Source organism: Mucilaginibacter sp. FW306-07-L (assembly GCF_058782065.1).
On record NZ_JBYSXI010000002.1, the window covers coordinates 504,382 to 521,682 of the forward strand.

Annotated in this window: 16 protein-coding genes; 6 read left to right on the forward strand and 10 right to left on the reverse strand. The window is 44.8% G+C overall.

From position 1 onward, the window contains the following. Window positions 1–63: 63 nt before the first annotated feature. Entirely contained in the window at window positions 64–2,520 is a 2,457-nt protein-coding gene (locus tag AC3WJC_RS12370) for a glutaminase family protein (protein ID WP_492399422.1), read from the reverse strand. A 152-nt stretch (window positions 2,521–2,672) separates the two neighbouring features. Beyond that, the gene (locus tag AC3WJC_RS12375; RefSeq protein WP_492399423.1) at window positions 2,673–4,928 is read right to left on the reverse strand and encodes a glycoside hydrolase family 95 protein; all 2,256 of its coding nucleotides are present in this window, start codon (window positions 4,926–4,928) and stop codon (window positions 2,673–2,675) included. Between the two features lie 279 nt (window positions 4,929–5,207). Between AC3WJC_RS12375 and AC3WJC_RS12380 the strand changes: the two genes are divergently transcribed. After that, window positions 5,208–5,846, forward strand: a complete 639-nt coding sequence (locus AC3WJC_RS12380; protein ID WP_492399424.1) for an NAD(P)-dependent oxidoreductase — start codon at window positions 5,208–5,210, stop codon at window positions 5,844–5,846. Between the two features lie 43 nt (window positions 5,847–5,889). On the opposite strand, the gene AC3WJC_RS12385 is transcribed toward AC3WJC_RS12380, so the two are convergent. After that, the gene (locus tag AC3WJC_RS12385) at window positions 5,890–7,350 is read right to left on the reverse strand and encodes a S41 family peptidase (RefSeq protein WP_492399425.1); all 1,461 of its coding nucleotides are present in this window, start codon (window positions 7,348–7,350) and stop codon (window positions 5,890–5,892) included. A gap of 236 nt (window positions 7,351–7,586) precedes the next feature. Here AC3WJC_RS12385 and AC3WJC_RS12390 point away from each other — a divergent pair, with 236 nt between their 5' ends. Continuing rightward, the gene (locus AC3WJC_RS12390) at window positions 7,587–8,450 is read left to right on the forward strand and encodes a DUF808 domain-containing protein (RefSeq protein ID WP_492399426.1); all 864 of its coding nucleotides are present in this window, start codon (window positions 7,587–7,589) and stop codon (window positions 8,448–8,450) included. A 71-nt stretch (window positions 8,451–8,521) separates the two neighbouring features. Here the strand turns inward: AC3WJC_RS12390 and AC3WJC_RS12395 are convergent, their stop codons facing one another. Together AC3WJC_RS12395 and AC3WJC_RS12400 are read right to left on the reverse strand one after the other, a co-directional pair. Continuing rightward, entirely contained in the window at window positions 8,522–8,911 is a 390-nt protein-coding gene (locus tag AC3WJC_RS12395) for a RidA family protein (RefSeq protein ID WP_492399427.1), read from the reverse strand. Window positions 8,912–9,046: 135 nt separating this feature from the next. Continuing rightward, window positions 9,047–9,607, reverse strand: a complete 561-nt coding sequence (locus tag AC3WJC_RS12400; protein WP_492399428.1) for a Crp/Fnr family transcriptional regulator — start codon at window positions 9,605–9,607, stop codon at window positions 9,047–9,049. A gap of 153 nt (window positions 9,608–9,760) precedes the next feature. Between AC3WJC_RS12400 and AC3WJC_RS12405 the strand changes: the two genes are divergently transcribed. Then, a complete protein-coding gene (locus AC3WJC_RS12405) occupies window positions 9,761–10,222 on the forward strand; it encodes a hypothetical protein (protein ID WP_492399429.1) in 462 nt (153 codons plus the stop codon). A gap of 35 nt (window positions 10,223–10,257) precedes the next feature. Here AC3WJC_RS12405 and AC3WJC_RS12410 read toward each other — a convergent pair whose 3' ends face one another. Continuing rightward, the gene (locus tag AC3WJC_RS12410; RefSeq protein ID WP_492399430.1) at window positions 10,258–10,590 is read right to left on the reverse strand and encodes a hypothetical protein; all 333 of its coding nucleotides are present in this window, start codon (window positions 10,588–10,590) and stop codon (window positions 10,258–10,260) included. Between the two features lie 172 nt (window positions 10,591–10,762). Between AC3WJC_RS12410 and AC3WJC_RS12415 the strand changes: the two genes are divergently transcribed. The 3 genes from AC3WJC_RS12415 to AC3WJC_RS12425 all read left to right on the forward strand — a co-directional run bounded on the left by AC3WJC_RS12415 (window position 10,763) and on the right by AC3WJC_RS12425 (window position 15,447). Beyond that, window positions 10,763–11,827: a glycoside hydrolase family 43 protein gene (locus AC3WJC_RS12415; RefSeq protein WP_492399431.1), complete on the forward strand. Its 1,065-nt coding sequence runs from the start codon at window positions 10,763–10,765 to the stop codon at window positions 11,825–11,827. 70 nt (window positions 11,828–11,897) lie between these two features. Next, a complete protein-coding gene (locus AC3WJC_RS12420) occupies window positions 11,898–13,547 on the forward strand; it encodes a glycoside hydrolase family 32 protein (protein ID WP_492399432.1) in 1,650 nt (549 codons plus the stop codon). Between the two features lie 118 nt (window positions 13,548–13,665). Then, window positions 13,666–15,447 carry an alpha-L-fucosidase gene (locus AC3WJC_RS12425; RefSeq protein ID WP_492399433.1) on the forward strand — a complete coding sequence of 594 codons (1,782 nt, stop codon included), beginning with the start codon at window positions 13,666–13,668 and terminating at the stop codon, window positions 15,445–15,447. 82 nt (window positions 15,448–15,529) lie between these two features. On the opposite strand, the gene AC3WJC_RS12430 is transcribed toward AC3WJC_RS12425, so the two are convergent. From AC3WJC_RS12430 to AC3WJC_RS12445, 4 genes are all read right to left on the reverse strand, one after another. Continuing rightward, entirely contained in the window at window positions 15,530–15,826 is a 297-nt protein-coding gene (locus AC3WJC_RS12430) for a putative quinol monooxygenase (protein ID WP_492399434.1), read from the reverse strand. Between the two features lie 4 nt (window positions 15,827–15,830). Next, complete coding sequence (locus AC3WJC_RS12435; protein WP_492399435.1) at window positions 15,831–16,511, reverse strand: type 1 glutamine amidotransferase domain-containing protein; 681 nt, start codon at window positions 16,509–16,511, stop codon at window positions 15,831–15,833. Window positions 16,512–16,644: 133 nt separating this feature from the next. Continuing rightward, complete coding sequence (locus AC3WJC_RS12440; protein ID WP_492399436.1) at window positions 16,645–16,851, reverse strand: hypothetical protein; 207 nt, start codon at window positions 16,849–16,851, stop codon at window positions 16,645–16,647. Next, window positions 16,830–17,207: a Crp/Fnr family transcriptional regulator gene (locus tag AC3WJC_RS12445; RefSeq protein ID WP_492399437.1), complete on the reverse strand. Its 378-nt coding sequence runs from the start codon at window positions 17,205–17,207 to the stop codon at window positions 16,830–16,832. Before AC3WJC_RS12445 ends, AC3WJC_RS12440 begins: the two co-directional genes overlap by 22 nt. Between the last annotated feature and the right edge of the window lie 94 nt (window positions 17,208–17,301).

Here is a 17,301-nt window from a genome sequence, read left to right on the forward strand (position 1 = left end):
ATAAAAATAAAGAGGCCGTTTGCTGTTGAAACAAACGGCCTCTTTACGTAAGCAGTTACGTAACTACTTACGGTTTAATTTATCATTCAACATTTTGATATAAAACCCACCAACTACGCTGCGCGCGGTAAAGTTTTGGCGGCGGGCATCCTTGGTTTCGTACCAGTCGCTCATGGGTACACGGTCAGGTGTTTCTAAAACGTAGGTATGAACAGGTGCTATCAATGCCTTAAAATCAGCCTTATCATCAGCCAGCGTAGCCGTCCAGGTTATCCAATCATTTTTGGTATATGTTTTACGGCTATCCAATGGTAGGCCGTATTTTTCCTGCTTGGTAAGGTAGTATTTTACCTCCCTGCTGTACACTTCCTTCGGGAACAGATCAAGCTTCAGCACCTTATCCCAAACCAGGTTATACTTTTGGCTCCAGGTATTTTTGTCGTTAAACGTCAGCGCGTAATGGTCGCCCGCGTCGGCAGCTTCGATCCAGCGTTTGGCCATATCTTTAGCCATGGCGGTATACTTTTGGCCGGTTGTTTTATCGCCCATCATGTCGGCCATCATACCGTAGCCACCTAATGCTACGATAGCTTTAACAGATAAGTTAGCATTACGCGCCAGGTGACCGGCAAAATCATCGGTTGATAACTGGTTGGCGGGGTCAAAGCCATCTTTGGCTAAATATTCGGCCCATATTGTCAGCGTTTTCCAGTGCTTTTTGGCGTAGTTGGCATTACCTTCCGTTTTAGCGATGGCCGCGGCCAGGATCAGCATGTTGCCCGACTCCTCAACCGGCATGTCCTCGCCGTAGGTTTGTCCGTTAGCCTGGGGATAAGTACCCAGATCGTGCGATGAATAAGGCTTATTCCATTTACCGCTCTCGCTGAAATAAAATATACCGTTCATCATCCCTTTAACCAAATCAGGGTTATAAATCAGGAACAAGGGTGCCGATGGGTAGGTAATATCCACCGTACCGATAGAGCCATTGCTAAAATTTTCCTTTGACAGGAACAGCATCTCCCCCTCCGGGCTTTTCACCAGTTTATGCGCCGATACCGCCTGCCTGTAAGCCAGTTCGCAAAGGTTAGCATACGCTTCGCCGCCGCTTTTAAGGGCATCAGCATATAGCTTTTTATCAAATGCGCTGCATTGCTGCGTTACGGTTTTATATTGCGCCGCGGCTAATGCCAGTTGCTGCTCAATGGTTTGCTTGCCATCGGTATTCCACCAAGGGCGTAAATTCTTTTTGAAATATTGTACCGAAAATAAATCATCGTACCCCAACATAACAAACTGCTCTTTAGGTGCAGCACCCACCTTACCCACCGGTATAACAGTGTTTAATACCAACTGCTCGCCTTTTAATTGTGCGGAGGTTGCTACGCTTTTGCCGTAAAAGGTTTTTAACGCGTTGGAAGTAGTGGTTATGCTTTGCACGGCATGGTTGGTTTGTGGTGTAGCCATGTACATATAACCCCAGTCAATACGTACATCATCGCCGGTACGCTTTAACAGGGGCTGCTCAACCGTACCTGCCTTTAATATAGATAGCTTGTTAGCCGTGTATTTGCTGGCAGTTACCTGCTGAAAGGCATTATGCACTGCAATGTTGGTTGAAGCGCCAAAGTATAGTTTTACATTGTGTGCCTTGCCATCATTAGCTTTTACGCTGGTAGCAATATAGCTTACCGGCCTGGCCAGCAGGTTCAGATCATTCATCAGCAAAGGAGAGGTAAATGTTACCTTTAAATTAGCCGGGCCGCAGGTAAATTCATAGATGGTTTGCGTGGCGTTAAATTGCAGGCTCTTTTGCTTTGCCTCGGTAAAAGCCATAGCCTGGCTTGCAGGCGGCTCTTCAACCAGCCCAAAATCAACAAACGACGGGCCGCCGGTATTTACCGCGTAAACACTTAATACGTTACGGCCTTTTATAACGGCTTTGGCTAAAGCACCGGTTAGCGGTATGTAAGCGAACCTGCCTTCTAACTCGGGCTTGGTATATATTTTTTGCCCGTTAAGGTAGGCTGTCGCCTTATCATCGTGCTGAATTTTAAGGTATACGGTGCCGCCTGATAGTTTTTGTATGGTAAATGTTTTACGAATCCAAACTTCATCCTTGGCCCAAACGGTTTTGGCTACAGAGCCGCGGCTGCCTAAAGCGCCCGCACCTTTTTGCCACTGTGCATCATTAAAATCAGCATTCATCCAATCATCGGCAGGCTTATCTTCTGTAAAGGTTAAGGGGTACGCTTCCTGCTCGCCTGCCGGAACGATGGTTTGATAAGCCTTTTCGGGTTTGCCTAAAAAGCTGTAAACCTTACCATCAACATTAATTAAGCCGGTGAGCGATTGGTTAGCGCCTGTCCAGTGACTGGTGGTGCCTTTGTTCAACTCATCAGTGGTTGACCATATACTGAAGTAAGGATCGTGGGTGATTAACGGATAAGCCGGGGCTTTACGCTCCTGGGCAAAAGCCACAGAACAGCCAAGCAACCATGCGAAAAGTGTTTTTCTCATGCGAAGTAATGGAGTTATTAATTTAATTTATTGGTTTTAAAGCCCGTAAGTTAAAACGATTTAGGCAGTTATTCAACCAAAAACTAAATTAAATTACCATCCCCTCAAGCTGATTACTCTGGAAACGCATCGTAATATTAAAAAAACTGTCCTTACTTACCGGCTTTAAAAGTATAAATACCGCCGGCTTTTGTTTTAAAACTATAAGTGGTACCGATGCTTTTGCCTGCGGTATCGGTTAACCCATTAGGCAGCCTGAGCTTGCATACGCCGCCACTTTTTGAGGCGATCACCAGTTTGGTAATACGTTTATTTTGCCATTGCAACTCGCTGATCACAAAGCCGCCGCGAGCTACCAGGCCTTCAACTTTTCCGGCAGACCAGGCATCGGGTAGGGCCGGAAGCAGTTCCAGTTCGCCGGTTTGGCTTTGCAGCAGCATTTCGGCAACCCCTGCTGCGTAGCCCAGGTTACCATCTATCTGGAATGGCGGATGCGCGCAAAAAAGGTTAGCGTAAATACCACCGCCCTCGTTATAATCAACACCCGCGCCACCAACAAGCGTGATAAAGTTGCGCAGTATTTTGTGGGCGTGGTTACCATCGTGCAGGCGTGCCCAAAAATTCATCTTCCAGGCCATTGACCAGCCGGTTGATTCGTCGCCACGGGCCTGCAGGGTTACCCGAGCGGCCTTGGCCAGTTCGGGTGTAGTGGTCGGGCTGATCTGCCTGCCGGGATGCAGGGCGTACAGTTGCGATATATGGCGATGATTATCCTTCGGGTCGTCGCGGTCGGTTTCCCACTCCTGCAATTGACCCCATTTACCTATTTTAGGTTTAAGCAGGTGCGCACGCATATCGGCCACCCGATCGCGGTATGGCTTATCAATATTGAGTATGGTAGCGGCCTCAATGTAATTGGTAAACAGATCGTATATGATCTCCTGATCGTGCGTAACGCCGTCCTCGGTAGGCCCATGCTCCGGCGACCAGCCCATGGGGGCAACCAGGGTGCCATCATCACGGCGCTTCAGGTGATCGTCCCAAAACTCAACGATCTCCTTTATAACCGGGTATGCTGTGTTGCGCAAGTAAGCTACATCTTTGGTAAAAGCGTAATGATCCCAAACAGCCTGCATGTACCAGGCACTTCCGGGCGTGTTCCATAAATAACTTTGGCCGCCAAAAACGCCGTTCTCGGTACGTACCGTCCAACCCCTCACATCGGGATATTCCTCAAGCGTACGTTGCTTTTTTACGGAGCGCATACTGTTGATATAATCTATATACGGCCATTCGCATTCGGCCAGGTTGGTTGGCCCGGCCAGCCAATAATTCATTTGTATGTTGATGTTGGAGTGGTAGTCTGATCGCCATGGCGGGTTGTTGCTGTTATTCCATAAGCCCTGCAAATTGGCGGGTAAACCACCCTGTCTTGATGAACTGATGAACAAATACCGCCCGTATTGAAACAGCAACTCTTCGAGGCTGGTATCGTTATTCTTTTTATAAGCAACAATACGCTGATAGGTTGTTTTAGCACTGCTTGCCTGCGCGTTGCCCAAGGATAATTTTACCCTGCCAAACAGGTTTGTATAATCCTTGATATGCCTTGCCAGTAATTGATTGTAAGGTTTGATAACAGCGGCAGCCATGACCTTTTCATTCTTGGAGGATGGCATTACCTCACCTCGCCATTTTTTTGCTTGCTGATTGCTGTAATTGGTAGCCGCCGTTAATAATATGGTAAAGCTATCCGCCTTTTTAATAGAAAGCTGCGCGTTGCCGTCAGCATCCTGCGTTAATGCCGATTGCCCGCCATTTAATATGATCTTTAGCGAAGCAGCATAGGCCAGGCCATTATCCAACGTGCCATTTATGATAAGCGTGTTGCCTTTGCCCGTAATTTTGGCGCCGTGGGCATCCTTTAATTTAAGCACAGCATTGTAAGCCGCCTTTTGCCCGGCGGTATAACGCAACACTAATACCTTATCAGGAAAAGAGCAGAAATATTCCCTGGCATAATCAACCTTACCAACTTTATATTTGATGTTTTGTACCGCCTTAGTAATATCAAGCTTACGGGTGTAAGCTGATGCGGTGCTATCGGCGATTGGCTCAAAATCAATAAACAGGTCACCAAAGGCCTGGTAGGCTCCGGTTTCCTTTTCGTCGCCGGTCCAAAGGCTTTGCTCATTAAACTGAATATGCTCCTGCTTAACACCGCCGAAAACCATAGCACCTATGCGCCCGTTACCGATGGGGTATGCTTCGGTCATCCAGTCGGTAGCCGGTTTGCTGGCCCAAAGCAACAGGTTATTATCAACCGTTGAAGTGCGGTGCTGCGCAGTGCTTAACTGTACGAATACCGTAATAATTAGCAGAATTAACAGGTAAATCTTCCTCATCATAAAAGGTTGCAGGTAATTGGTTTGTATCAGTGTTTATAAGCGCAATGTACATCATCAAAAGCGTTTATTGCGGCGCATGTAATTATCGCATAATAATTAGCCAATAAAATTGAGTGCGTTAATTCAACCGCCCCCGTTTGCATTTAGAATTAGTATATATTTGTCTTATTAGAATTGTCTTGTAAATATTGACTTTATAACAAATCGATGTACGATTTGGATGAAGCTTAAGCTAAGGTTTAGGCATAAATAAATATTGACAAATTTTTACAAGTAACAATGCATCAAAATATAAAGATAGCCGTTTTAGGTGGCGGCGGCAGAACCGGCAAGTACCTTATTAGCCAGTTAATAGAAAAAGGTTATAGCGTTAACGTCCTTCTCCGAAATCCGGAAACCTTCCAAATAGAAAGTCCTTTAATCAAAATAATTGAAGGAGACGCTTTAGATTTCACGGTAGTAAGTAAAGTAATTGATGGGTGCCACGCAGTAATCAGTACAATTGGACAGCGCCCGGGCGAACCGCTGGTTGCGGAGCAAGCCACTAAAAACATTTTACGTGCTATGGCGGCTTTTGGCGTTAAGCGATATCTATTAGTAGCAGGTATAAATATTGACACTCCGTTTGATAAAAAAGGTGATAAAGCACTTATGGCAACTAATTGGATGAAGGCAAACTATCCTGTAATTCAGGAGGACAGGCAAAAAGCCTACAGCCTTTTAGTGAATAGTAACGTTGATTGGACTTTGGTACGGGTACCTATTATTGAGTTTACCAATGCTCAGAGCGAAATAGCAACAGACTTATATGATTGTATCGGAGATAAAATAAATGCAGGCGATATTGCTGCGTTCCTGATTAAGCAGCTTTTTGACGATACCTATTACAATAAAAGTCCGTTTATTTACAACACTTAATTCCTGAATAAGTATGGGCTGCTTTTATCGCCCATACTTATAACTAATGATTTTTTTTGCCATTAGTTATCAATGAGATAGCGGTATCTATAGCCGGATCACCAACACGTATATTTTTTAAAATTGAGTACCTGAATTTATTTTCGTCATTCGGATAGCCTATGTTAATGCTTGGGGAAATGCCGGAGTTCTCGAAATTTTGGTTTGAACTGTTCACGTAAACTTCGTTTGACAGGCTAAAGTTCCAACCGTTGGGTAGTTTTTTTTCAAGCCTGTCAGAAAATATCCCCTCGGTTGACGAACCTATTCTGTTAAAATTCTTTAACCCCATTGAGGCCATTGCCATAATTTCTGCGGCGCTGGCAGTACTATGGCTTGTCAGCAACATAACCGGGCCAGTAAATTTTTTGCCTGAAGGACTCAAATAGGTAGGTGCAGGGGCAGAAAACGCTTTTCCGAGCCAGGTTCTTTTGCTAAAAGCTATCGTTTTTTTAATAACGAAATGATTTAAAATTTCAAGGGCGACCCCATCATATCCTCCCCCATTAAGCCTGATGTCCAGTATAATTCCATCAACATCTTTTAATTCAGTGAGTGCTCTGTCCATAATTTTCCGCGCCTGTTCAACTTCCTCGCTTATGTGTATCGGATTGTCTCCCGCTTTCTGAAAGTACAGCGCAACATAATCATCCCCTTTTAACGAATCCGCTATTTTGTAATCATGATAAAATAGCATCCAGTTTACTTGTATGTAACCCACATTTTCCTTGGTTATGCCCCAGTTCAAGAGCCCGTTTCCGTAAAGATCTCTACCCGAAAAGGCAGGCTTTTCCAAATACCTGTTCAATAACGCTGTACGCAACTTTAATGGGGTTACATGCTGAAATTCAGGAGCAGAGCTTCCTTCATTAAGCATTGGCGTTGGTGCGGCAGCTAGTTTTACGATATCCTCGGGTGCGTCAAGCGTTATATGACCATCTTTAAATTTAGTGATGATTTCATTTAATAGCAGGTACAGATCCTTGTCGCTTGTTTTCTTATTTATTTTAGGCCGATAATCCTTATAAACCTGATCCCAATCTATATTCCTTTTTTTGAAAAATGCGTAATTCTCTTTGAAAGTATTCCAGAATACCTCAAAATTATATACCGGATCTTTTAAAGCTACAGCGCTCTGTATCGTACAAGATCCCGGAAGTGCATTTATACGCGTAAATTTGTAACTATTAATTTCGCTTTTAATCAGCAATGTGTCTGCAGTTACACTAACTATTTCCCCAAACTCCTTAATGTTTTTTAAACTGATGGTATTTACAGGAAGGCAGCTTTTTCGCGTTATATCATAAAATTCAATGCCTGTTTTACTAATGCGGATAATTTGACCATATCCGTATTTTTTCCAGATGCCTTGTATAACAGGTTGTGAATTTTTTGAATTTTTTTGCTGGCATGATACCAGTGCAAATAATAAACAAACGAGGGTTAATTTATAATAACGAAGCATTAATGGGCGTTTTAAGGATTAAATGTGACCAAATCTATTAAAGTGGCCGCCATCACCGGAAACTTTAACATCTATTAACTTTTCACCCTCATTCCCTCCTTAATTGATCATGCTGCCGGGTCAAAATACTCAAGTTGTATTTTCTATATGACTTCTTAAACCCAATGTAAAGCGAACATTTTTAATAAAGCAGGGTTAACAGGGTAGATATAATTTGCACGCTTAACAAGTACTACATGGCATCAGGTTTTTTCGCGATTTTGGATGATATTACGGCCTTAATGGACGATGTGGCGGTTACCGCTAAAATTGCATCCCGTAAAACTGCCGGTATACTGGGAGATGACCTGGCCGTAAACGCCGAAAAGGCTACCGGCTTTTTAGCTTCGCGGGAGTTGCCAGTGCTTTGGGCCATTACCAAGGGCTCCTTTATTAATAAGCTTATAATTGTTCCGGTTGCCTTATTGCTCAGCCTGTTTTTACCCGCGGCTATTACCATCATATTAATTTTAGGCGGATTTTATTTGGCTTATGAAGGCGTGGAGAAGATCATAGAATTTTTCTTTCATCGCAATAAGGCGGGGCACGAGGTAATTGAAGAAAAGGAAAACGATAAGGCGGCAGAGGATGCCAAAATAAAATCAGCCATAACAACTGATTTTATTTTATCTGTAGAGATCGTGATCATCGCGCTGGGCACAGTTACTGATAAAACATTAACCATACAGGCACTTACCGTTTCGGTTGTGGCGCTGTTGGCTACCATTGGCGTATACGGCATAGTGGCGCTTATTGTACGTATGGATGATGCCGGTTACAAGCTTATGAAACACGCGAACAACAAAGGCATTTTATCGGGCCTGGGTTCGCTGCTGGTTAAGCTGTTACCTATCATCATTAAAATTCTGGCTGTTGTGGGCACCATCGCGTTGATACTGGTTTCGGGCGGTATTTTTACTCATAACATCAGTTATTTACACCATGTTGCACCCAACGTACCGGCAACAGTTAAAGAATTTGCTTTGGGCCTTGTGGCAGGCCTGATAGCTGTAGCCGTTATAAGTGGCGGCAAAAAAGCGGTGTCATTAATTAAGGGATAATTTTATGCGTTTTTGTAAACAAGTAAGGCTACCATCAGGCAGCCTTACTTGTTTATACCCCGCTGTAATAATTACTTTACAGCAGTGGCCTCCAGTTCTACCTTTAAAGTTTCAAACAAGGTTTTAACCTCAAAAACAGTACTTGCCTGTTTAATGCCATGTTTGCTGATCCAGTTTTGAAATACATCAAAGCAGGTAAAAAACTCCTCATGCGAGGTGGTGTAAATATTAAGCCGGACTATATTTTTACACTCATAACCTGCCGTGCTGATTACCAGCTCCAGGTTTTGTATAGCTATTTCCAATTGGGTTTTCATATCAGCCATACTTGATTCTCCGTTAGCTAACACCGCTGCCTGCCCGGCACAATAGAGGGTGTTTTCAACTTGCTTTACTTCTACCGCCTGTACGTAGTTGCGGCCATCCTGCCATTGCCAGGGATTTATAATACGCTTTTCCATTTTTTTACTCTTTTTAATTTTGATGCTTACACACCGCTATTAGCCGTGTGTTATTTAACCATACAAAATTGAAAAGAATGACCTGTACTGTAAAGTGATATACCGCACAATTATACTGTGCGGTATATCACACCATCATGAAAGCCGGCTAAGGGTTTCGCGGGTAACACCTAAGTAGGCAGCCAGCAAGGTTTTGGGTACGCGCTGTAATAAAGCGGGGTGCTGTTTCAATAATTGCTCATAACGCTGCTGCGCGCCGGATGTCATTAACGACAGGATGCGCCGCTGCGCTGCGATGTAACCGAAGATGGATTTTTCAAGAAAGAAGTGTTCAATTTTTGGCATTTGCAGGCATAATGCCCGGTAATCAGCCAGGGAGAGGCAAAGCACCTCTGTATCTTCCACACATTCTAATGACATGGTTGCCGCCGTTTGTGTATAATAGGCTAACAGGTCGCTTTCCCACCAATCTTCCATAGCAAAGGCCAGTATATGCTGCCGGGCCGTTTCATCGGTATGTACCAATTTTAATAAACCCTTAACTACATAAAAATTATAAGGTACCTTATTGCCTTCCTGAATTAAAAACTGGTGCTTTTTATATTTTTTAGAGATAAAATACTGCATTACAAATGCAAAGTCCTCATCTGTAAGTGATACAACCTTCTCGATATGATTACGTAGTACTTGCGACATGTTTTACTAAAAATAAAGTTTGGCCTGAAAACAATCACCAGGTACCAATTCCCTCCTCCCAATACTCCAAAAAGGAATATATCCGGCTAAATATATGCCCTAAGAGCATCATAATAGGTTACATTTGCAGATTAAATATATAAATTATACACTATGAAAAATGCAATTGTAGTTATTCTATTACTAACTCTGTTCGGGTGCAAAAAAGACAAAAGCGCTCAGCAGGAACTTAAAGACGACATTAAAGGAAACTGGACATTATCAAGCATCAAAACTGTATACACAGACGATAAGAATACCGTTTTGCTCGAATCAACCAGTAATGTAGGCGGCAATCTTATTATTACCAGCGGTGAATTAAAGTTAAACTTTTCAGGCACCCAGGCACAAGCATCTTATTCAACTGCTGTTTCGGGCGACGATAAGCTCCTGATCATAAATGGAAATACCGATTACTTAGCATTTAAATCAAACAGCGGTATACGTTTAACAGGCGGATTAAAAAAGGACATGACCTGGGAAAGCACACTGTACAATGTTACTTATGTTGACCCTAACACCAACCAACAACGACAAGCTGCTCAGTTAAAGATCTGGCATACCTTTAAAAGATAGGTTTTATTGATATTAGCCCTTAATAAAACTAAAACCTAATCCAATCCCGGTGCCAGCAAACCCGGGTTTACGCTGCCATCATTGGCATGGGTAATTTTATGCAGATTATAATGCTTTTGGCCACTTTGGGTATTAACGGTAACCAGGCCGTTTTTATCCCAAATGGCTAATAGTTCCAACCCTTCCTGTTTCAGGTTATCGCCGCCATCGCCTTCAAGCTTTAACAAATGCGCTGTAACCTCTTTCGCAGTACCTTCACCCAGGTCAGCCAGGGCAAATGCCAGCCGCTCTTTTAAAGGCGAAGCCGCATCGTAATGAGCCGGTACATGCAGCGGCTGATGCTGCTCTCTGAATTCCTGATCGTTCATTTTTTTAAGATAATTGATTTGTTGATATAGTACAATCATAGCAACAAATTGTTGTGAGGTTTGGTTAACGGCAGTATTAAGCATATACCGTAAGGGTATCAGCATTATTACAGTTTATTAATGCCTGATACCTTATTTTAGTTGCTTTATAACCAGTTAAATTAATATCAGCATGAAAATTTTTGTGCCTACGCTTGGCAAACCTGCCGTAAGGTTTGCTGTAGTGTGCCTGTTATTTTTTACTGCCCTGCAAACAGCCGCGGCACAATCAAACAAAGTGTGGCTGCTTACGTATTTCAGGCAGCGCTACCCTACGCGTATTGAAATAGACGCGCAGGGCAAAACTGTTGAAGTACCCTTGCCCGACCCGATGCTGGTGGCACAGCTACACATAGCCCTATCAACCGACGGGCGGCATTGGAAACCCTTAAACAACAATAAACCGATATGGGACCAGCACATGCGCGACCAGTTTATACGCAAAGGCCCTGATGGTATTTGGCGTTTAGTGGCTACCGGCGGCGGTAATAACGCGCCCGACCGTAAAACGTTTGGGCCAAGCTGCATCTATGCCACATCAAAAGATTTGATACACTGGCAGTTTGAAAAGTATTTACCGCTGATGAAGGACGTACGTGATGATACCGGCGCCATGGTAAATAACATTTGGGCACCGGAGTATTTTTATGATGAAGCTACCGGCGAATATACTTTGCTATGGTCATCAACCTTTAAAAGCGAGGGCTGGCAGCAAAGCCGGTTATGGTATTGCAAAACCCGCGACTGGCAAACCTTTACACCGGCAAAGGTGCTGTTTGCGCCAGCTTACTCGGTAATTGATGGCACGTTGATAAAGCATCAGGATACTTACTATCTTTTTCATAAAGAAGAGGAATTTGGCGCTAAAACGGGCGAACACAGGGGCATCCGTGTAGCTACGTCAAAACATTTAGAAGGGCCGTACACCATTTACAATGGGCCGTTAAACCAGGGGCAGATAGCACCTACTATTACCGAAGGCCCCAGCGTAATGGCCGATCCGTTGAACCCGAAAGCCTGGCTGTTATATTACGATTACCCGATGGCCGACAAGTATGGCATCTCCTCCTCGCCTGATCTGTTGCACTGGAATATTGTAAAAGATATAAGCCTGCCGCCCGATGCGCGCCACGGCAGCCTCTCTCGCATTACAGCCGCCGAAGTCAAAGCTTTGCTAAATGCTTTTCCGGAAGAATAATCGATCAATTTTACTATTTTTAAAAACGATAACCTGCAAAACCTGCATCAGCATAAATACCCTTTTAACCATGAAACCAACCTTTAAAGCTTTATTAACCTGTTGCCTTGGCGTTTTTTTCACCTTACACCTTTACGCTGCCGATCTGGCTGTTAAAATTACCAAAAGGTATTTAAACATCCCGGTATCGCACGCGCAGCAACGGGGCAATATGTACTTTACGGTTGGAGGCAAAAAAGAGCGCTATTTTAAGGTACGCCTGGCCGGCGGCGAACCGGAGTACTGGGTATTTTGCGATGTTAGCAACCTGAAGGGCAAAACAATTACCATCAGCTATGATGGCGATGGCGCGGGCCTGTCAAAAATATATCAGGATGATAAGATTGCCGGGCAGGATTCCCTGTATCATGAAAAAAACCGCCCGCAGTTTCACTTTACCAGCCGCCGCGGGTGGATCAATGACCCTAACGGGCTTATATTTTACGAGGGCGAATACCATCTGTTTTATCAGCATAATCCTTTTGAGCGTGAGTGGGAAAACATGTCATGGGGCCATGCGGTGAGTAAGGATATGATACACTGGCAGGAGTTGCCTACGGCGCTTAGTCCGGATGAATTGGGCACGATGTTCTCCGGTTCGGCCGTGATCGACTATAACAATACCGCCGGCTTTAACAAGGGCAAAACCCTGGCCATGATAGTTACCTATACTACTGACATGCCCGACAAAGAGGTGCAATGCATAGCTTACAGCCTGGACAAAGGCCGCACCTGGACCAAGTATAAAGGCAACCCCATCATAGATTCCAAGGAGAAATGGAACAGCCGTGACACACGCGACCCCAGGGTGTTTTGGTATAAACCGGGTAACCATTGGGTAATGGCGCTCAATGAACGCGACGGCCATTCTATCTACACCTCAACTAACCTGAAAAACTGGCAATACCAAAGCCATACCAGCGGTTTTTGGGAGTGCCCCGATTTATTTGAGCTGCCTGTTGATGGCGACAAAAGCAAAACAAAATGGGTAATGTACGGCGCGTCAAACACCTACATGATCGGCATGTTTGACGGCAAAAAGTTCACACCCGAATCGGGCAAGCATTATTTTAGCAGCGGTACCATTTATGCCGCGCAAACCATTACCAATATACCTGAAAGCGATGGCCGCCGCATACAAATTGGATGGGGCCGGGTATCGCATCCCGGCATGCCCTTTAACGGTATGATGCTGTTACCTACCGAGCTAACCTTAAAAACCACCAAAAACGGCATCCGCCTGTTTAGTGCACCCATTAAGGAAACCGAACAGTTATTTGAAAAAGCCGGTCAATGGACTAATCTTAAAGAGGCCGATGCCAACCAGCAGCTCGAACCTTATAACAACAGCGACCGCCTGCGCATTAAGGCTACTATTAAGCTATCGCACGCTACAAGCGCGGGGCTTAACCTGTTTGGCCAGCATATTATTGATTATGACATGAATTATAACTTGGTTAACGGTACGTTTTACTCGCCCGAGGACATGACCAGTATGGAACTAAGCGCCGATATTTATATTGACCGCACCTCTATCGAAGTGTTTATTGACAATGGTGCCTACTCCTACTCCATACAACGCAAACCCGATGAGAAAAACACAGAGGGCTTACATTTTTGGGGTAACAACATCGAGGTAAAAAACCTGGAGGTATTTAAAGTAAAATCTATCTGGGAGTAAGATCACCCGGATTGCTTTTGAGGCATGATGCCAAAGTCTCTTAATGATTTGGCAAAATAGCAGATTAATAAACTGATAACCCCTCTATCTTTGTTGGTACAACCAATTATAATTATTCATGATCAGTATTAATACTACAGCTAAAAAAATGGCCCTGGGTATTGCTGCATTAATTTGCACCAGTAACTTACAGGCAAAAGATCATAAGATCAAACCACACCAAAAACCCGCTATGCACGCCCATGTTGATACTTCAAGAACCGCCTGGTGGGAGAAAGCCCGTTTCGGTATGTTTATCCATTGGGGCGTGTACACCATACCGGCAGGCCAGTATAACGGCAAGGATATTCCGGGCCTGGGCGAATGGATTATGGATAATGCCCATATCCCGGTAGCTACTTATAAGGATTACGCCAAAAAATTCAACCCTACCGAATATAACCCGGAGCAATGGGTTTTAATGGCGAAGGCCGCCGGTATGAAATATATTGTTATCACCACCAAGCACCATGACGGTTTCGCGCTGTTTGATACAAAAGCCAGTGACTGGAACGTAGTAAAGGCTACGCCCTATGGTAAGGATCTGATAAAACCGCTTGCCGAGGCTTGCCGCAAACATGGCATGAAACTGGGTTTTTACTACTCGCAAGCTAATGACTGGGGCAACAAAGGCGGCGCTGCCGACCACGGCTATTGGGACGATGCGCAAAAAGGCAGCATGGACGAATATATTGATAAGGTTGCCATACCACAGGTAAAAGAAATTTTAACCAACTACGGCGATGTATGCGAACTATGGTGGGATGTACCAACCGATATGACCAAAGAACGCGCGGCCAAATTTTTACCCCTGCTGGCCATGCAGCCACAGATAATTACTAACGACCGTTTAGGCGGAGGCTTTAAGGGCGACCTGTTTACCCCGGAACAATACATTCCGGCTACGGGTATTAAAGGTTTATGGGAAACCTGCATGACCATGAATGATACCTGGGGTTTTAAAGTAACCGACCATAACTGGAAATCGAGCGAAACGCTGATACGCAACCTGATAGAAACAGCATCAAAAGGTGGTAACTACCTGCTGAATGTTGGCCCCGAAGCAAGCGGTAAATTCCCGCGGCCTATTGTTGAGCGCCTGCAGGCTATTGGTAAATGGATGAAGGTTAATAACGAGGCCATATACGCCACCTCGCCAAGTCCGTTTAAGGTATTACCATGGGGAAGGGCAACGGTTAAGGCGGCTGCCAACGGCAACACCACCATTTACCTGCATGTATATAACTGGCCTGCAAACGGGCAATTATTAGTACCGGGCTTAACTAATGAAGTGCTTTCGGCCAAATTACTGGCTAACGGCAAAAGTTTAAAAGCAGGCAAACAGGATAACAGCGTAATGTTGACCGTACCTGCCAAGGCTTTGGATGAGATAGCTACCGTAGTAAAGTTACAGATCAAAGGCAAACCGCAGGTTGATGCCTTTGTACAAAAACCTGAAGCCGATGGTTCGATTGTATTGCAGCCGGGCTTGGCCGACCTGCATACGGCACAAGGTGGCTCGTCTATGAATTCCGAAGGTGGCAATGAGCAAAACCTGGGTTACTGGACAGACCCTAAAGCATCAGCATCATGGAAAGTTATGGTAGCAAAGCCAGGTACTTACTCGGTTGAAACCTGGGTGGCTACTCCGGCTGAAACGTCAAAGATCAATATAGTAGCGGGCAATCAAACCATACAAAAAGCAGTTGAAAAAACCGGCAGCTACAGCAACTATAAAAAACTGGTGATCGGCGAGATCAGGTTAGATAAATCAGGTTTAAATACCATTTACCTCACCGCTGATCAAGCCAACTGGAACCCGGTGAATGTGCGTAAGATAGTTCTTTCGCCTAAGGGATAATATTTAATTTTATACCGATAAACAAAGAAAGGTGCTGCTGGCACCTTTCTTTGTTTATATGGGTTATACCCAACTTTATGGCTTAAACCAGGCGCCTGGTGAGCGTAACCTCACGCGTTTGCAGCAGCGGAACGATCTTGCCGATCACGATGGTTTGGAAGTAGGATGATTCACGGTGTGCCGTTATTGCCGCTTCATCCGTATAACCCTCAGCTAAAAACAGCGTATTGGCATCAGCCCCGCTTTGATGAACGTGATAGTACAGGTTACCCGCTTCGGCCACGCTTTGTTCGGCAACCCGGGTAAGCAGCGGTAACACCGTATCCAACTGCCCTGCTTTAACCTGCCATTTGGCGAATACATGAATATGCTTTTCCATTTTATTAAGCTTTAGTAGTTTGCAATATACTTACAATTTTTTGGCCGACACCCTTTGCCGAAGCCGGGTTCTGGCCCGTTACCAGCTTACCATCGGCAATGCTATTGGCCGACCATGGCGTAGCCGCATGGAAGATAGCTCCTTGCGCGGTTAACGCTGTTTGCAGGTCAAAGGGTACATCAGCACGGGCGTAGTTATCTTCTTCTTCGGTAGTGAACGAGGCGATGTTTTTGCCGTTCAGCAGGTAAGTGCCGTCACTCAGTTTTACATTGAGTAGTGCTACCGGGCCATGGCAAACCGCGCCGACAACGGCATCGCGTTCCCAGGTTTCGCCAATCACTTTTTTAAGCAAAGGCGCTTCGGGCATATCTACCATCGGTGCCAGTCCGCCAGGTACAAAAACCGCGTCGTAAACACTTGCATCAACATCAGATAGTTTGGCGGCCTTTTGCATATCCTCCCAGCCCTTTCCGGTTAAAAACCTGAGGTTGTCCGGATCGTCTGCCAGATTCAGGGCATCCAGGTATGGGGTATCACCGGTTAAACTGGCAAAATCCACCTCGTAACCGGCATGCTCAAATTCGGCATAAGTGTGGGCTACTTCGGGTAAAAAGGTACCGGTTCTTCTGTTGTTTGGTCCAATGGTATTGGCGTTTGATACGATGATCAGGATTTTCTTTTTCATGGCTTTTACTTTTTTAATGATCGATTACTGATTGTTTTGATAACTCAAATGTCAGCAATCAGGCACCCCCGATACGAGGAGCCAAATCACAAAAAAAGTGTGAGGCAAATCACACCAAAAGCCGGCAGCCGCTTTACTTTGAATACAATCTGCTCAGGGTTTCGCGGCTTACGCCAAGATATTCCGCAATATATTTTTTAGGGATCTGTTGCATGAGGTGCGGGTATAGCTGGCCAAACTCCTCATACCGCTGCTGAGGATTGCCGGAGAGCAGGGAGATGATGCGGCGCTGCTGGGCCACATACCCATTGGTTAGCTTCACCCTGAAAAAGTGCTCCATTTTGTGCAGCGCGGCCGAAAGTTTTTCCCGGCCATCCAGCGTGAGGCACAGTACTTCGGCATCGCCATACAGGTAATGTGCAGGGTAGCTTTGTTACCGTTAAAATAAGCCTGGTAATCCGCCATCCACCAGTTTTCGACCGCAAACTGCACAATGTACTCTTTGCCTTCACTGTCAAGGTAAAACACCCTGAATATGCCCGACAGGATCAGGTACTCAAAATTAGCCTGCTCGCCTTCCTGAATAAGGTACTGATGTTTCTTAACTTTCTTTAATGTAAAGAAAGGTGCTACCTGTTCAAACTCTTCATTACTAAGCGGCACAATCGCTTCTATATGCTTTCTTAATCTATCCATATAACCAAGAGCTTGAAGGTAAGCAAAAGTTTCGCTTGGTGGCTAATCAGGCGCTTTTGCCGCTACATCCTCAGTACTTATCAACAAACATCCT

Excerpts from the sequence above, each read along its gene's own strand:
- AC3WJC_RS12395 (WP_492399427.1), bottom strand. The coding sequence starts at position 8,911 with ATGGAAAAGCGTATTATAAATCCCTGGCAATGGCAGGATGGCCGCAAC.
- AC3WJC_RS12430 (WP_492399434.1), bottom strand. The coding sequence starts at position 15,826 with ATGGAAAAGCATATTCATGTATTCGCCAAATGGCAGGTTAAAGCAGGG.
- AC3WJC_RS12380 (WP_492399424.1), top strand. The coding sequence starts at position 5,208 with ATGCATCAAAATATAAAGATAGCCGTTTTAGGTGGCGGCGGCAGAACC.
- AC3WJC_RS12420 (WP_492399432.1), top strand. The coding sequence starts at position 11,898 with ATGAAACCAACCTTTAAAGCTTTATTAACCTGTTGCCTTGGCGTTTTT.
- AC3WJC_RS12410 (WP_492399430.1), bottom strand. The coding sequence starts at position 10,590 with ATGAACGATCAGGAATTCAGAGAGCAGCATCAGCCGCTGCATGTACCG.
- AC3WJC_RS12405 (WP_492399429.1), top strand. The coding sequence starts at position 9,761 with ATGAAAAATGCAATTGTAGTTATTCTATTACTAACTCTGTTCGGGTGC.
- AC3WJC_RS12390 (WP_492399426.1), top strand. The coding sequence starts at position 7,587 with ATGGCATCAGGTTTTTTCGCGATTTTGGATGATATTACGGCCTTAATG.
- AC3WJC_RS12415 (WP_492399431.1), top strand. The coding sequence starts at position 10,763 with ATGAAAATTTTTGTGCCTACGCTTGGCAAACCTGCCGTAAGGTTTGCT.
- AC3WJC_RS12435 (WP_492399435.1), bottom strand. The coding sequence starts at position 16,511 with ATGAAAAAGAAAATCCTGATCATCGTATCAAACGCCAATACCATTGGA.
- AC3WJC_RS12385 (WP_492399425.1), bottom strand. The coding sequence starts at position 7,350 with ATGCTTCGTTATTATAAATTAACCCTCGTTTGTTTATTATTTGCACTG.
- AC3WJC_RS12445 (WP_492399437.1), bottom strand. The coding sequence starts at position 17,207 with ATGGATAGATTAAGAAAGCATATAGAAGCGATTGTGCCGCTTAGTAAT.
- AC3WJC_RS12425 (WP_492399433.1), top strand. The coding sequence starts at position 13,666 with ATGATCAGTATTAATACTACAGCTAAAAAAATGGCCCTGGGTATTGCT.
- AC3WJC_RS12370 (WP_492399422.1), bottom strand. The coding sequence starts at position 2,520 with ATGAGAAAAACACTTTTCGCATGGTTGCTTGGCTGTTCTGTGGCTTTT.
- AC3WJC_RS12375 (WP_492399423.1), bottom strand. The coding sequence starts at position 4,928 with ATGATGAGGAAGATTTACCTGTTAATTCTGCTAATTATTACGGTATTC.
- AC3WJC_RS12400 (WP_492399428.1), bottom strand. The coding sequence starts at position 9,607 with ATGTCGCAAGTACTACGTAATCATATCGAGAAGGTTGTATCACTTACA.
- AC3WJC_RS12440 (WP_492399436.1), bottom strand. The coding sequence starts at position 16,851 with ATGGAGCACTTTTTCAGGGTGAAGCTAACCAATGGGTATGTGGCCCAG.